Annotated in this window: 8 protein-coding genes and 1 tRNA gene; 1 reads left to right on the plus strand and 8 read right to left on the minus strand. The window is 60.2% G+C overall.

Annotation, left to right across the window (positions count from 1 at the left end):
• Window positions 1–201: 201 nt before the first annotated feature.
• Entirely contained in the window at window positions 202–1,584 is a 1,383-nt protein-coding gene (gene radA / locus ACVOMB_RS07765; protein ID WP_481530632.1) for a DNA repair protein RadA, read from the minus strand.
• 132 nt (window positions 1,585–1,716) lie between these two features.
• Here radA and ACVOMB_RS07770 point away from each other — a divergent pair, with 132 nt between their 5' ends.
• On the plus strand, window positions 1,717–3,777 hold the full coding sequence (locus ACVOMB_RS07770) for a putative bifunctional diguanylate cyclase/phosphodiesterase (protein ID WP_481530633.1): 2,061 nt from the start codon (window positions 1,717–1,719) through the stop codon (window positions 3,775–3,777).
• A 233-nt stretch (window positions 3,778–4,010) separates the two neighbouring features.
• Here ACVOMB_RS07770 and cyoD read toward each other — a convergent pair whose 3' ends face one another.
• The 7 genes from cyoD to ACVOMB_RS07805 form a co-directional block, all read right to left on the minus strand.
• A complete protein-coding gene (cyoD, locus tag ACVOMB_RS07775) occupies window positions 4,011–4,349 on the minus strand; it encodes a cytochrome o ubiquinol oxidase subunit IV (protein ID WP_282271076.1) in 339 nt (112 codons plus the stop codon).
• Window positions 4,349–4,987, minus strand: coding sequence for a cytochrome o ubiquinol oxidase subunit III (cyoC, locus tag ACVOMB_RS07780; protein ID WP_481511135.1), 639 nt, complete (start codon window positions 4,985–4,987; stop codon window positions 4,349–4,351). Before cyoC ends, cyoD begins: the two co-directional genes overlap by 1 nt.
• Window positions 4,984–6,981, minus strand: a complete 1,998-nt coding sequence (gene cyoB, locus ACVOMB_RS07785) for a cytochrome o ubiquinol oxidase subunit I (RefSeq protein ID WP_481530634.1) — start codon at window positions 6,979–6,981, stop codon at window positions 4,984–4,986. Before cyoB ends, cyoC begins: the two co-directional genes overlap by 4 nt.
• Before the next feature lie 2 nt (window positions 6,982–6,983).
• Complete coding sequence (cyoA, locus tag ACVOMB_RS07790; protein ID WP_481530635.1) at window positions 6,984–8,072, minus strand: ubiquinol oxidase subunit II; 1,089 nt, start codon at window positions 8,070–8,072, stop codon at window positions 6,984–6,986.
• 626 nt (window positions 8,073–8,698) lie between these two features.
• Window positions 8,699–8,774 (minus strand) — tRNA-Thr (locus tag ACVOMB_RS07795).
• A 362-nt stretch (window positions 8,775–9,136) separates the two neighbouring features.
• Window positions 9,137–10,105 (minus strand): IS5 family transposase, encoded by a 969-nt coding sequence (locus ACVOMB_RS07800; protein WP_481530636.1) that lies wholly within the window; start codon window positions 10,103–10,105, stop codon window positions 9,137–9,139.
• Between the two features lie 765 nt (window positions 10,106–10,870).
• Window positions 10,871–15,463 (minus strand): LysM peptidoglycan-binding domain-containing protein, encoded by a 4,593-nt coding sequence (locus ACVOMB_RS07805; RefSeq protein WP_481530637.1) that lies wholly within the window; start codon window positions 15,461–15,463, stop codon window positions 10,871–10,873.
• Window positions 15,464–15,518 lie beyond the last annotated feature (55 nt).

Below are 15,518 nucleotides of genomic sequence, written 5' to 3' on the forward strand. Positions count from 1 at the left end.
CATGCTCGGCAAGGGCGTTACCGACAATGCCTCGGCCCATCGGCATCTCGTAGGAGCGGCGTAAGCCGCGAAGCTGGCGGTAATGAAATTGCAGGCAGCTCTGGATCGGATCGGCTATCAGCTTCGTGGCTTACGCCGCTCCCACAAGCTGCATTCCCCGGAAAGCCTCTGCCGAGCATGGCTCGGCACTACGGTCGCTGCTTATTCCATCGCTGCTTCCAGCGCCTGCGATAGCCGCTCCACCGCAATCACTTCCATGCCTTTCACCGTACCGGCCTTTGGCGCATTGGCCTTGGGCACGATGGCGCGCTTGAAACCATGCGTCGCCGCTTCGCGCAGGCGGTCCTCGCCATTGGGCACTGGACGGATTTCGCCGGACAAACCAACTTCGCCGAAGGCAATCGTCTTCTCCGCCAGCGGCCGGTCCTGCAGCGAGGACAGCACCGCCAGCAGCACCGGCAGATCGACTGCGGTCTCCTGCACACGGATACCACCCACCACGTTCACGAACACGTCCTGGTCCCCGACCAGCACACCGCCATGCCGATGCAGCACCGCCAGCAGCATCGCCAGCCGGTTCTGCTCCAGACCCACCGCTACCCGCCGCGGGTTGGACAGCGGCGAGGAATCCACCAGCGCCTGTACTTCCACCAGCAACGGCCGGGTGCCTTCGCGGGTCACCATCACACAACTGCCGGGCTGGCGGGTACTGCCACCGGACAGGAAGATCGCCGATGGATTGGGCACTTCCTTCAAACCCTTCTCGCCCATCGCGAACACACCCAGCTCATTGACCGCGCCAAAGCGGTTCTTGAAGGCGCGCAATATGCGGAAACGGCTGCCACTTTCACCTTCGAAATACAGCACCGCATCCACCATGTGCTCAAGCACACGCGGGCCGGCAATGCCGCCCTCCTTGGTGACATGGCCAACCAGAAACACAGCTGTACCGGTTTCCTTGGCAAAGCGCACCAGTCGCGCCGCACTCTCGCGCACCTGGCTGACCGAGCCCGGTGCAGCAGTCAGCGCCTCGGTCCACAGCGTCTGCACCGAGTCGGCGACGATCAGCTTGGGCTGCGACTTCATCGCGTGCTGCAGGATGTGCTCGACGCCGGTTTCGGCCAGCGCATTGATGCCTTCCAGCGGCAGATCCAGACGCACCGCGCGGCCCGCAACCTGCGAAAGCGACTCTTCACCGGTGACATACAGCACCGGCAAGGTGCTGGCCATCTTCGCCACTGCCTGCAGCAACAGCGTGGACTTGCCGATACCCGGGTCGCCGCCCACCAGCACCACCGCACCTTCCACCAGCCCACCGCCCAACACCCGGTCGAACTCGCTGATGCCGGTGGAAACCCGCAGATGCTCGGTCTGCTGCACATCCTTCAATGCGGTGATCTTGGGCGCCTCGACCTTGCCGGCCCAGCCGCTGCGGCGCGCCGCCGGCGCCTTTGCCGAGGCGGCGGTCTCCAGCACGATCTCGCTCAGCACGTTCCATACACCGCATTCGGTGCATTGGCCCTGCCACTTGCTGTACTCGGCGCCACATTCGCTGCAGACGTATGCACTGCGGGTCTTGGCCATGGAAATTCCTATCTGCGTCAGCGCCGCAGGATAGCCCAGAGATGTCGCAAAGGCTGCGACAGCTAAAGACTGCCCCGCTGCGGCCGCTACGTAAGTGGGGCTTTGTACCGTCTCGATGTTCCAGGAACCCGCATGATCGGTAGTTACAATCAAGGCCTCGTTGTCGTCTCGTTACTGGTGGCGATCCTCGCCTCCTACACAGCTCTGGACATGTCCGCGCGCGTCGCCAGCAGCCAAAGTCGGCGCGCGGCGCGCATCTGGCTGGTGGGCGGCGCGGTGGCGATGGGGCTGGGCATCTGGTCGATGCACTTCATCGGCATGCTGGCCTTCAAGCTGCCGATACCGGTGGGCTACGACCTCGTCCTCACCATCTGTTCGCTGGCGGCCTCCATTGCCGCCTCCATGTATGCGCTGTGGCTGGTGTCACAGCAACGGCTACCGATCGGCCGCCTGCTGGCCGGCGCGGTGCTGATGGGGCTGGGCATTGCGGCCATGCACTACATCGGTATGGCCGCAATGCGGATGCAGCCGGGCATCGACTACGACCCGCTGTGGTTCATCGTTTCGATCCTGATCGCCATTGGCGCCTCGGCCGCGGCGTTATGGATCGCACAGCGGCTACGTCACGAACAACCCCGTTTGATGCCCATGCGCCTGCTGGCATCGCTGGTGATGGGCGTGGCCATCGTCGGCATGCACTACACCGGCATGGCCGCCGCGCGCTTCCCCGCCGATGCGATCTGCGGTGCCATCAGCGACGGCGGACTTGATACGCACCTGCTTGCAGGCCTGGTGATCGTCACTACCATCGCCACCTTGAGCGTTGCGCTGCTGGCGTCCATCTTCGATGGGCAGATGCGGCTGCGCACCGGCGTACTGGCTCACTCACTGGCCAACGCCAATGAAAAACTGGTGCAGGCAGCCCTGCACGACCCACTGACCCAGCTGCCCAATCGGGTGCTGCTGCAAGACCGCATCGAGCGCGCCATCGAAAAAGCCAACCGGCGCGAATTCGGACTCGCGTTGATGTTCTGCGACCTGGACGGTTTCAAGAACGTCAACGATGCCTACGGCCACCAGCTTGGCGACCGCCTGCTGGTGCAGTTCAGCAAGAAGGTCAGCGCGCTGCTGCGCAGCCAGGACACCTTCGCCCGCCTCGGTGGTGATGAGTTCGTCATCGTGATGGCGATCGATACGCCCGACGATGCCGCCTTGATGGCCGAGCAGATCAGCGCCGCCATCAGCGAACCCTTCCTGATCGACAATGCCGAGCTGCTGGTCAGCACCAGCATCGGTATCGCGCTATACCCAGAGGACGCCAGCAACGAGCGAGAGCTGATGATGCATGCCGATGCGGCGATGTACCACGTCAAACACAGCGGGCGTAACGGCCATGCCTTCTTCACCTCGACCATGCAAGCAGGTACGCGCCAGCGCCTGCGCTTGCTGCAGGACCTGCGCCACGCAACCGCACGCAATGAGCTGGTGCTGCATTACCAACCCAAATTCCCAGCCGGTGGCAGCCGTGCCAACGGTGCTGAAGCGCTGCTACGTTGGAATCATCCAGAGCTGGGCATGCTGTCACCGGACGTATTCATTCCCGTTGCCGAGCGCAGCGGCCTGATCATCCCTATCGGCGAATGGGTGCTGGACGCGGCCTGCGCACAGCTGCGTAGCTGGCATGATGCCGGCAACACGGATTGGTCGATGGCGGTGAACCTGTCGCCATTGCAGTTCGCCTCGCCGACGCTGGTGGAGACGGTACGCTGCGTACTTGAGCGTCACGCGCTGGATCCGAGCCAACTGACCCTCGAAGTCACCGAAAGCACAGCGATGAAGGACGTGGAAGCCAGCCTGCAGATGCTGGAAGCCCTCACCGCGATGGGCGTACGCATTGCCATCGATGACTTCGGCACCGGTTACTCCAGCCTGCTCTATCTCAAGCGCATGCCAGCCACCGAGCTGAAAATCGACCGCGCCTTCGTCCGCGACCTGGAGCACAACAGCGAGGATGCAGCCATCGTCTCCTCGATCATCGCGCTGGGCCGCACGCTGCAATTACAGGTCGTTGCCGAAGGTGTGGAAACCGAGGCGCAGCGCAATTTCCTCGGCGAACTGGGTTGCGACGTATTGCAGGGCTACCACCTGGGCCGGCCGGTGGCAGCAGCCGAGTTCATGCGCTGCAACAGCTGAGGCGCTCCCGCCATTTGCGGGAGCGGCGTAAGCCGCGAAGCTGATGGACCAGCAGATCTTGGGAATGCCGATTCCCGAAGGAATTGCTGCTTCTCGGCTTACGCCGCTCCCACAACTGTGGTTGGCTGAGGCATCGTGGGAACGCCCCTGCCGAGCATGGCTCGGCACTACAAAGAACAAAAACAAAGGCCGCCTTTCGGCGGCCTTTGCTATGCATCAAGCGATCAAACCGCTCAGTGCATCATGTGGTGATTCATGTTCCACATGACCCACAGCGTGCCCAGCACGATGATACCGATCACCACCAGGGTGAACATGCCGGCATTGACGTTCCAACGGGCAGCCGAGGAACGGTCAAGGTGCAGGAAGAACACCAGGTGCACCAGCAGCTGCAGGATGCCTGCAACCACGATCACCGCGCCGGTGGCGAAGCTGGACATACCACCGCTCATCACTACCCAGAACGGGATGATGGTGAGCACGGCAGCCAGCACGAAGCCGATCAGGTAAGACTTGACGCTGCCATGGCTCTCGCCAGCGGCACCGTGTGCATGATTGTCATGTGCGGACATTACATCGCTCCCGACAGATAAACGACAGAGAACACGCCAATCCAGACCAGATCCAGGAAGTGCCAGAACAAGCTCAGGCATGCCATGCGGGTCTTGTTGCGCGGGGTCAGGCCATCCTGCTTGAGCTGGACGAACATCACCGCCAACCACAGCAGACCAGCGGTCACGTGCAGACCATGGGTACCAACCAGGGCGAAGAACGCCGACAGGAAGGCACTCTTGTCCGGGCCGTGGCCGTTATGGATCAGGTGGTTGAACTCCCAGATTTCCATGCCCATGAAGCCGGCACCCAGCAGCCAGGTGATGGCCAGCCAGAAGAACATCAGGCCCTTCTTGGACTGGTGCATGGCGATCATGCCCAGGCCGAAGGTCAGCGAGGACACCAGCAGCAGTGCGGTTTCCCACGCTACGAACGGCAGCTCGAACAGGTCCTTGGCCGACGGGCCACCATTGGTGCCGCCGGACAACACCACATACGTCACGAACAAGGTGGCGAAGATGAGCAGATCGCTCATCAGGTACACCCAGAAACCGAAGACGGTGTTCTCGCTGGTGTCGTGATGCTCGTGATGGTCATCGCCATGGTCCGCAGCGTGAGCTGCGGAACCGTGGGTCATCGTGTGGGCGTTCGTGCTCATGCCTTCACCTCGGTCTTCACCAAGCCCTGAGCTTCCAGGTGCTTACGGTGTTCGTTCTCGATACGTTCCACCTCGGCAGCCGGCACCCAGTAATCCACGTCCTTGTCGAAGGTACGGTAGATGAAGGTGGCGATCATGCCGACCAGGCCGATGATGGCCAGCAACCAGATGTGCCAGACCATCGCAAAACCCAGCACCAGGCTGAACGCGCCGATCACAACGCCAGTGCCGGTGTTCTTCGGCATGTGGATGTCGCTGTACTTGGCCGGCTTCTGCCAGGCTTCGCCGCGCTGCTTGCGGTGCCAGAATTCGTCCAGTTCCTCACCCTTGGGCAAGGTGGCGAAGTTGTAGAACTGCACCGGGGAAGCGGTTTCCCACTCCAGGGTACGGGCATCCCACGGGTCGCCGGTCAGGTCAGCATTCTTCTTGCGGTCGCGGATCGACACGACGATCTGGATCACCTGACACAGGATGCCCACGGCGATGATCGCAGCACCGATGGCGGCAACGATGAAGTACGGCTGGTAGTCCATGTTCGGGTAGCTCTGCATACGACGCGTAGCACCCATGAAGCCCAGTGCGTACAGCGGCATGAAGGCCACGTAGAAGCCGATGAACCAGCCCCAGAACGCACGCTTGCCCCAGGTTTCATCCAAGGTGAAGCCGAACATCTTCGGCCACCAGTAGGTGATACCGGCAAACATGCCGAACACCACGCCGCCGATGATGACGTTGTGGAAGTGGGCAATCAGGAACAGCGAGTTGTGCAGCACGAAGTCGATCGCCGGGATCGCCAGCATCACGCCGGTCATGCCGCCGATGGTGAAGGTGACCATGAAGCCGATCGTCCACAACACCGGCGAGGTGAAGTGCACGCGGCCGCGGTACATCGTGAACAACCAGTTGAAAATCTTCACGCCAGTTGGGATCGAGATGATCATCGTCGTGATGCCGAAGAAGGCATTGACGTTGGCACCCGAGCCCATGGTGAAGAAGTGGTGCAACCACACCAGGAACGACAACACACCAATCGCACAGGTGGCGTAGACCATGCCCTTGTAGCCGAACAGGGTCTTGCGCGAGAACGTGGCGATCACTTCAGAGAACACACCAAATGCCGGCAGCACCAGGATATAGACTTCCGGGTGACCCCAGATCCAGATCAGGTTGATGTACAGCATGGCGTTGCCGCCACCATCGTTGGTGAAGAAGTGCGTACCCAGGTAACGATCCAGGGTCAGCAGCACCAGGGTGATGGTCAACACCGGGAAGGCAGCAATGATCAGCAGGTTGGTGACCAGAGCGGTCCAGCTGAACACCGGCATGTGCATCAGCTTCATGCCCGGGCTACGCATCTTGAGGATGGTGATGAAGAAGTTGATACCGCTCAGCGTGGTACCCAGCCCGGAGACCTGCAGCGCCCAGATGTAGTAATCCATACCTACGCTTGGACTGTATTCCAACCCTGACAAGGGCGGGAACGCCAGCCAACCGGTCGCGGCGAATTCACCGATCCACAGCGAGATCATCATCAGGCCGCAGCCTGCGACGAACAGCCAGAAGCTCAGCGAGTTCAGGAACGGGAAGGCAACGTCGCGGGCACCAATCTGCAGCGGCACCACCAGGTTCATCAAACCGGTGATCAGCGGCATGGCCACGAAGAAGATCATGATCACGCCGTGGGCGGTGAAGATCTGGTCGTAGTGGTGTGGCGGCAGATAGCCTTCAGCGCCGCCAGCGGCAACCGCCTGCTGGGCACGCATCATGATCGCGTCGGAGAAGCCGCGCAGCAGCATCACAAACGCCACGATCAGGTACATCGCGCCGATCTTCTTGTGATCCACCGAGGTGAACCACTCCTTCCACAGGTAGCCCCACAGCTTGAACTTGGTGACCGCGGCTACAACAGCCAGGCCGCCCAGCATCGCGCCGATGAGGGTGGAGAGCACGATGGGATCGTGCGGCAGTGAATCAAGAGAGAGTTTTCCAAGCATCGTCATTCTCCCGAGGTGCCGTGGCCGGCATGTGCGGCTTCGGCGGGCTCGTTGGCAGTGTGACCGGCGTGGCCGTCAGCCTCGGCGGCAGCAGGAGCGGCGGCGGCAGGAGCGGCATGGCTCATGGCGGCGTGATCCATCGCGTCGTGGCCCATCGCTTCGGCCTGCATCGCCTCGTGGCCAGCACCTTCGTGCGACATCTTCTTGCCATCGTGCTTCATGCCGAAGTGGTGATTCTCACCGGCGTGCTTGGCAATGATGGTGTTGAACAGGCCCTTCTCGGTGCTGCCGTAATAGGTCACCGGGTACCAGTCGTGGTTCTTCTCGGCGCCCAGTTCGGCGAAGGACTTCTGGTCCAGCACCTTGGCATCGCCACGAACCTTGGCCAACCAGGCCTGGTATTCCTCGTTGCTCACCGCGTGCGCGGTGAAGTGCATCTTGCTGAAGCCGGCGCCGCTGTAATGCGAGGACAGGCCTTCGTAGCTGCCAGCTTCGTTGGCAACCAGATGCAGCTTGGTCTCCATGCCAGCCATCGAGTAGATCATGCTGCCCAGATGCGGAATGAAGAACGCATTCATCACCGTGTCGGCGGTGATCTTGAAGTTCAGCGGAGCATCAACCGGGAAGGTCAGCTCGTTGACCACGGCGATGTTCTCTTCCGGATAGACGAACAGCCACTTCCAGTCCAGCGAGATCGCTTCGATCACCACCGGCTTGGTATCAGACTCAAGCGGCTTGTACGGATCCAGCGCATGCGAAGAGCGCCAGGTCAGCACGGCCAGGACCAGAATGATCATGCACGGGATCGACCAGACCACCACTTCAATGGCGGTGGAGTGAGACCAGTTGGGCTCATAACGGGCCTTGGTGTTGGATGCGCGGTACTTCCACGCGAACACCAGCGTCAGCACGATCACAGGAATGACCACCAGCAACATCAGCACCGTACAGGTGATCAGCAGCGTGAGTTCATCCCGGGCGATCTGGCCCTTGGGGTCAAACAAGGCCCAGTCGCAGCCCGTCATCATGACGGCCATAGCGACAATGAGGCCCGGACGCAAAAAGCGTCCAAGAGTTTTCAACGGAATCATCGGTCGATCCAATTGCGAGGGAGAGCCGAACCTGGCAAGCCCATACATGCGAACGCAAAAGAGCACCCGGGGTTTGCCCTCCGGGAGACATGTAGGGGGTTGTCAGATTTCAGCCCGGCAATTTTAGGCCTTCACGCACCACTTAAGAAAGGTATTGACAATGATTTCGCGCAGCAAAAGCGGGCAATCCTGTGCGACACGTTGTCGCACCTGGGTGGCGCAGAGGACAGATTCGGCAAAGTGCAGGACTGATAGCAGCAGCGCTCGGCCCTGTTTCACCCTGTCCCGCGTCGACGTCGAGCGCGTTCAGATGGCATAAGCCTGTCCAGCCAAGCCGGGCCTGACATCGGTGAATGCGCCTGCCCGCAGAACCATTACCGCCAGACTCGTTCAGGTTAATGAGCGCAATGGCTGCCCTGCGTGATGACGAAACGTCACATGTTCAACAGCGACCCGCAAGATCAGCCCCGCCAAAGTCGCAGGCATCTGGTTGAGCACGCCCAGTGCAGCGACGCTTGCCGCCATCACAACCAGCCTGGCAACTGCACCAGCGACCCAGCCGTAAGCGCGCAAGTCACCGCCCCGCCGACGCCCACAGAAAAGGCCCGCACGAGGCGGGCCTGATCTGGTGCCGGAAATAGGAATCGAACCTACGACCTACGCATTACGAATGCGCCGCTCTACCAACTGAGCTATTCCGGCGAAGTCGGTAATTGTAGGCAAAGGTTATGGCATCGGTCAATCCATTGGTCACACTACCGTTCTATACCCCGAGTCCCTTCCAAGCCGCTGACATCCTGCCGACGGATGTACCGGCCTCGGCCTAGCGCAGGGCAAACGCAATCTGCTCTTCGGTGAACTTCGACTTCTTCATGGCAAAACCACCTCTCTGCTTTGGGTTAGTTTCGCCGAATCTTTCTACTTTTAGGGAAGGTCTGAACAATCAGCTCATACCCTTTGTTATGCAGCGATTGAACTAGCGCAGTCGGCAGCCTGCATCAAATCGGTAACTTTCATGCCTAACTTCGCACAGCAGGACGGCATTTCCTGTCCTGCAGGCGCAATTACCCCATCTGCGGCAGTAGCTGCCGCCGCACCATCCACAAGTTCGACAGCGCAAACAGCGTAAGCATCTGCGCCGTGTTCTTAGCCAGGCCGCGGTAGCGCACCTTGGTGTAACCAAACTGGCGCTTCACCACCCGGAACGGGTGTTCGACTTTGGCGCGGACACTCGCCTTGAAGTGCTCCCAGCGACGTGCATGTTTGAAGTCGCGCTTGCTCTTGATAGCACGCAGTCTGGAAGGCTTTTCGGCGATCAAAAACGCTGCCACGACGTCCTGCAGCTCCGCACGATTCTCCGCACCGGCATATCCGCTGTCGCCATAGACCTCCTGTTCGCGGCCATGCAACAGGTGCTGCACCTGGGTGACGTCACCCACATTAGCCGCCGTGCAATGCGCGTGGTGAACGAGCCCAGAGTGCTCATCCACACCAATATGTGCCTTCATCCCGAAGAGCCACTGATTGCCCTTCTTGGTCTGATGCATCTGCGGGTCACGCTTGCCGTCGTCGTTCTTGGTTGACGATGGCGCATTGATGATCGTTGCATCGACAATGGTGCCGGCGCGCAGGCTCATGCCCTTACGCGCAAGGTGCGCGTTGATCTGCTTGAACATTGCCGCCGCCAACTGATGCTTCTCCAGAAGACGGCGGAAGTTGAGGATGGTCGTCTCATCCGGAATCTCCTCCAGCCCGCCCAGCTGCGTGAACTGGCGCATCACCGGCGTATCGCACAAGGCCTCTTCCATCGCCGGGTCGCTCAATGCGTACCACTGCTGCAACAGGTGGATACGCAGCATGGTTTCAAGCCGATACGGTTGCCGGCCGGGGCCGCCTGTTTTTGGGTAGTGCGGCTCGATCAACGCCAACAGCGCTTTCCACGGCACAACCTGCTCCATCTCGGACAGGAATATCTCGCGCCGTGTGCGCTTGCGTCGGCCTTGTTGTTCGGCGTCGCCAAAGGTTAGTTGCATGGGTCGATCAAGCTCTCAAATCGCGGATTGCAGTCTGGCAGCTTCGGGGGAGTTGTTCAGAGCTTCCTTAGATGGCTCAAAAAGCTGGGAGGTGGTCAGCGGCAACTGCTGCCGAAGCTGGGGTAGTTGCGCCTGCAGGACGGGATACTCCGTCCTGCGGTGCAAAGTTCGGCATGAAAGCGGCCATTCTATTGCTCGCAATCGACCCTAGCGGCTCAATTTCTGCAGAACAAAGAGTGCAAGCTGATTTTTCAGACTTTCCTTAGAGCTATCGCTTGATCGCCAAGAAGCCCCCGGAAGAAGGAGCCGAGTAGACGTGGCGGCGAAGAATATCGATCAGCTCAGATGCGCTTGCGGAAACGAATTCCTCAAGCCTATCTCCCGATGGCGCAAACATTACCGCCCAAGAACGGACTGAGTTCAGCAGCTCAAGCACACCTTCCTCAAATGAGTGTAGTGAACCCACAGCCAAGCCCCCGGGCTCACTCGATAGCCAGGCGCAATACTCATCCAACCCTTCCCCCACCATGTAAACGTACTCAATGTCTCCATGGGAAAAGTCTGCTGTCAGCCGTTTCTTGATGAATGGCGTAACAGGATACAACTGGCAACGAACATCCCTAAGCAAACTGAAGGAATACTCAAAATCACCAACCTCATGTACCTCACCGCCCCATGACTTAGCCTCCCGCGGCAAGGGGGATAAGTATCTCTCTCGGTCCGACTTAAGAAGAATAACCCCGAAATTTGCGTTCATATCGACTCTCAATGGTTGAAGAAGGGTTTTGCCGATGACTCGACCCAAGCCTTCTGCATAGGGTCGAAGCGGAATTCATGAATATGCGGCACCGGATGTGATGGACCGGGCAAGTACTTATGAGCCGTCCAATCGACTCTACCCCATGGCACATTTTTGCCATCAAGCTTTGGCCAAGTAGAACCCGGGAAGGTTGCTGTCTGACGATAGATCGTCTCTCCATCACTAGCCAAGCGGGAACCAATAACTGAGTGAGGCCCTTGGGCAACCGGGTCCGGCAGAGGAATCCTCTGACCAGAGCTAGTGATTTGCTCTGCGAGGGGGATCGGCCTTCCTGCGACATCGAGCGGCATGTAATGTCCAACATCATTTGGAACCGCCTTCTCCGCAATCCTCGCCACATCCTGAACAGCATCAAGCTTTCGAATCAATCCGAAACCACCCGTTGCGGCTGTGGCAATCAGCTCTGTACCGACGCTACGTAGCTTCTCTTCACGCGGAGACTCCCACCACTGTACAGCGGCGCCCTTTACCCCTTCAGCAACCTCCTGCGGATGCGTCACGGCATACTGCAGAGAACCTGCAACCTGACGGGCATGCTCTACATCCGTCAACAGGCCAGAAATTGACACAGCGCTCTGCGCAATCCCCATGCCTGCATTGCTAGCCATGGCTCCAAACTCTGCAAAGGCATTTCCGAACATGCCGCCACGGAAGCTGTCGTAGTAGGCCTTGTTTTCCCTACCCACCTCATCCAACCAGGCCACCCGTTGTGCGGTGGCGGATTTGGACAGCGGGCTTCGGGGATCCTCAGGCAAGTCCTCGATCAGGATGCGCGAGGTCTCACGCACCCGGCCTATGCCAGTGCCGGCCGTCAGCTGGATGTCAGCCAACCTCCCCTCCTCCTGCTGGATCATGCGCTCACGCATCAACGCATCTTCACGCTCCCATTGCCCACCGGGGCCTTGGGCAGCCATCGAGCGGGCGACCGCGCCGTCGGCAATCGCGCTGGCCAAGGTGCTACCCAGCACATCCAGACCTATCTCCTTCAGCGCCTCGCCGCTCATGTTGCCGCGGATCAAAGCGCTGGCGGCACCTGCGGTCACGCCGCTACCAGCCCGTTGCATAGCGACGCTCCAGCCTGAGCTTGTGCTCAACCCCGCCGAACTCTGGAGCCTCGCTACCCCACGCCCGGCCGCTGTACCGCCCGCCGCCGCCACTGCACTAACTCCAACGTTCTTCCAATCGAAGCTGCTGACGTCGAGGACCGAGCCGAGACCGCTGTTTACGGTACTGACTACCGCGCCTTTGGCGAGCGCGCCCACAACAGGCCTGGTTGCAGCTAGATTCTGGGCCAAGGGAGACTGCGCCACACCTGCGGTGACCGCGCCTCCAACTGCCGCCAGTGCTACTCCCTTCCAGTCAAAGCCGGATTGTTCGCCCGCCGCCATCAGCACGCCCTGGCTGGCTATCGAGCCAACTGCTGCGCCAGCGGCCATCGCACCAGCACTGGCGCTCAAGCCAGCACTCATCGCCGAGGTGAATCCCCAAGCAGCGCCGCTGGCAATGCCTGCTGTGTAGATCGTCACAACCACCGCCACGACGATAGCCAGCACCTTGGCAAACCCACCACAGCCACCACCACTACGCGGCGGCGGGGGCGGCTCGGGCAATGTTGGATTCACATTGCCGATTGCCTGCCCTGCGTCATACGGTTTGAACGTGCTGGCATTGTTATGCACGTTCAACACCTTGTTGGGCACACTCAAGGTGGTGTTGGCAATCAACGCCTGATTGGCGGTGAGCCCGTTGGCCTCGGCCAGCACGTACCACAGGCTACTATCGCCCCACAGCGCTGCGGCAATGGCCGTCAGTGTGTCGCCCTCACGGACCACGTACGTGCCCGGTGCTGCGGTTGGGTAGAGACTGTTGATCGGCTGGTAGTTCACATCAAAGTCGGCACCGGCCACCGGCGCGAAGCGCTTGTGGTCGGCGTCCGGATTGTGGCGGGCAGCACGCTCGCGCTGTGCCAGCTCCTGTGCGTAGTCGATGCGATCCACGCCATCGTTGCCGATATTGCCCACCTGCCGGTCGTCGTACAGGTAATAGCTGTGGAAGCGGTTCTGCTGTGCGTTGCTGACATTGCCAGCAGCATCCACTTGACCACCGATCAGCTCATCGCGCTGCAGAATGCGGCCTTCGCCATCTGCCTGGTAGTAGAAGCCACGCTGCCCGGCCACGTCGTAGGCCAACTTCAAGTTACCGCGATCGTCATAGACGAACTTGCTGAACCCCGGCGCCCACTCTCCCTTTACCTCCTTGTTGCTGGCATCCACCCGGATCTCGGTCTGGCGGGCCGTGTCATACCACTCGTAGGTGTAATAGGTCTTGGTGCGCGTGTACTTATTGTCACCAGGCTTGTAGTGATCGGTCCACGACACCGTGCCGTTGGCCAGACGATGGGTATCCGTCTGCGTCGTCTCGTAGCTCCAGTTGCCCTTGCTGTCTTCTTTCCGGCGCTGCACCACGTCGGTGATCAACTGGCTGTCGGCATCCCAAGTGTGGGTGATCGACTGGCTCAAACGACCGTCAGCGAGGTACTCGCTATACGAACTTACCCGACCGGCAATGTCGTTTACCCGGCGCGCGCGCAGCACCTTGTTTGCGTCGCTTGCGGTCCGCATATGGGTGTCGGTCAAATAACCTTGCGCGTCGTAGCTGTAGTACTCGGTATGCCCATCACGGGCGTACGTCGCCTCACGGCGCTGCCCTGCCAGATCGTAGGCAATCTGCACACCGTCACCGCTGCTACCCAGCCAGACAAACGCACTGCCATCCTGTGCCGTCGTGCCACGGCGGCCATCCTTCAGCTGTCCCATGGTCACCACGAAGCGATTCATGGCGTCGTACTGATACCAGTAGTCCTGCTCGGCCTGGTTGCCGCCGAGGGCGTCCTTGTAATTGGAATACATGCGGATGCGGTTGCCCACCGCATCGTATTCGTAATCAATCACGTAGCGCGGGTCCTGCACCCGCACCAGACGATTCAAGGCGTCATAGGTACCAGTCGATTGCTGGAACGCCCACGCCTTGTCCTTGCCGGTGAAGCCTTCAAAGGTGCGGTTTCCGTTGCGGTCGTACTCGTAGTAGCCATCGGTGCCACTGGCCTCATCCTTCATCCGCATCAGCAAGCCGTTGCCGTAATACTGATACGACGTGCTGCCATCACGCGCCAGCAGGCCGGCAAAGTTGTAGCTGTAGTCGAACCTACGCCCACCAAGATCTACATGACTGAGCTTGCGCCCGTGCGCATCCACCATATCGGTGGTGCTGCGGCCGTTGGCATCGGTCACCACCTGCTTCCAATAGCCGTCCTGACCATTGGCCGGCTCCACCCAGACGCGGCTGTACTCGGTCGTCCGCCCAGCAGCACTGACGGTGCGGGTTACATTGCCACTGGTGTCGTACTTAGTGGTGCTGCGCCCCAATGCATTGCTTTGCGCAATACGCTGACCCCACTCGTCGTACTCGTAGGTATCCCAAGCACGCGTGCCGTCGCTGCGCAGCGGCCCCTCGCTACGAACCAAGCGGTTCTCCCGATCGTAGCTGTAGTCGCTGCGGCGACCAAGCGCGTCTATCTGCACACGACGGTTACCCAGAATGTCGTACTGGTACCGCATAACACTGCCGTCGGCACGCCATTCCATGGCGATGGTCGGCTGCCCGGTGCCATAGTTCCATGCTTGGGTGGTGAGGTTACCGTTGGCGTCTTGATAGCCAACCAAACTACCTACCCGGTCATAGATGAAGCGCGTCTCTGGCCGCACACTGTCTCTAAAGCCGTTGGCATGCGTGACCTCAACCTGTGGGCCACGCTTCAATGTTAGGTTCCCGAGCGTGTTGTAGGTCAGCTCTGTCTCGTTGCCACGACCGTCGATCTCCGTCGCGACCTCACCAAATGCATTCCAGCGCTGCTGTCGATGGATGGTGGACGTCTGCACATCGATGTTTGAAATTTCCCAGCGTGTCTCAACCGCACCGCGGTTGGTGTCCGGGAAGAAGTAGCCTCGGTTGCGCACCAGCGACAGCGACGGATCACCTGCCTGTGCCTGCACAACACCAGCAAAGACATCGTAGAAGTACTCATAGGTTTTGGCCGGGTCCAAACCCAAGCTGTCCCAGCGGTAGTTTCCAGCTGCACCCCGGCGCAGCAGAATCTGCTGAAAGGGTGCGTTGATGTCGCCTTCGGCACGGTAATGCAGCATCAATGCCTGTCCGCCGGCAACCGGTGTGCCCTCAGCCGTACGCGGATCCAGATTTACCGTGAACAAATTCTGGTCGGTATTGAGCACCGCGCCAGCCTTCCGCTGTGGCCCCACTTCAATACTGCCGCGCGCCGTGTAGGTACGAATCGACCCGTCGGCATTGACCACGTGACCGTCTTGGAACGTAGCCACCAGCGTATAGCTGGCGAAATTATTCCCCGCCTCCGCAAACAGCGTTGCGGGAATGGGCACAGCGAGATTGTTCGCATCCGCGATCGTCATCGCCCCGACTGTTGCTGCTACCGAACCATCGGCGCGCAGGAACGCAAAGCTCACCGTGGACGCGGCTGGCGGCAGGTTGCCAAGCTGGATGGTACTCGGCGCCTGTGGG

The sequence above is a fragment of the Stenotrophomonas sp. STEN018 genome (assembly GCF_056760235.1).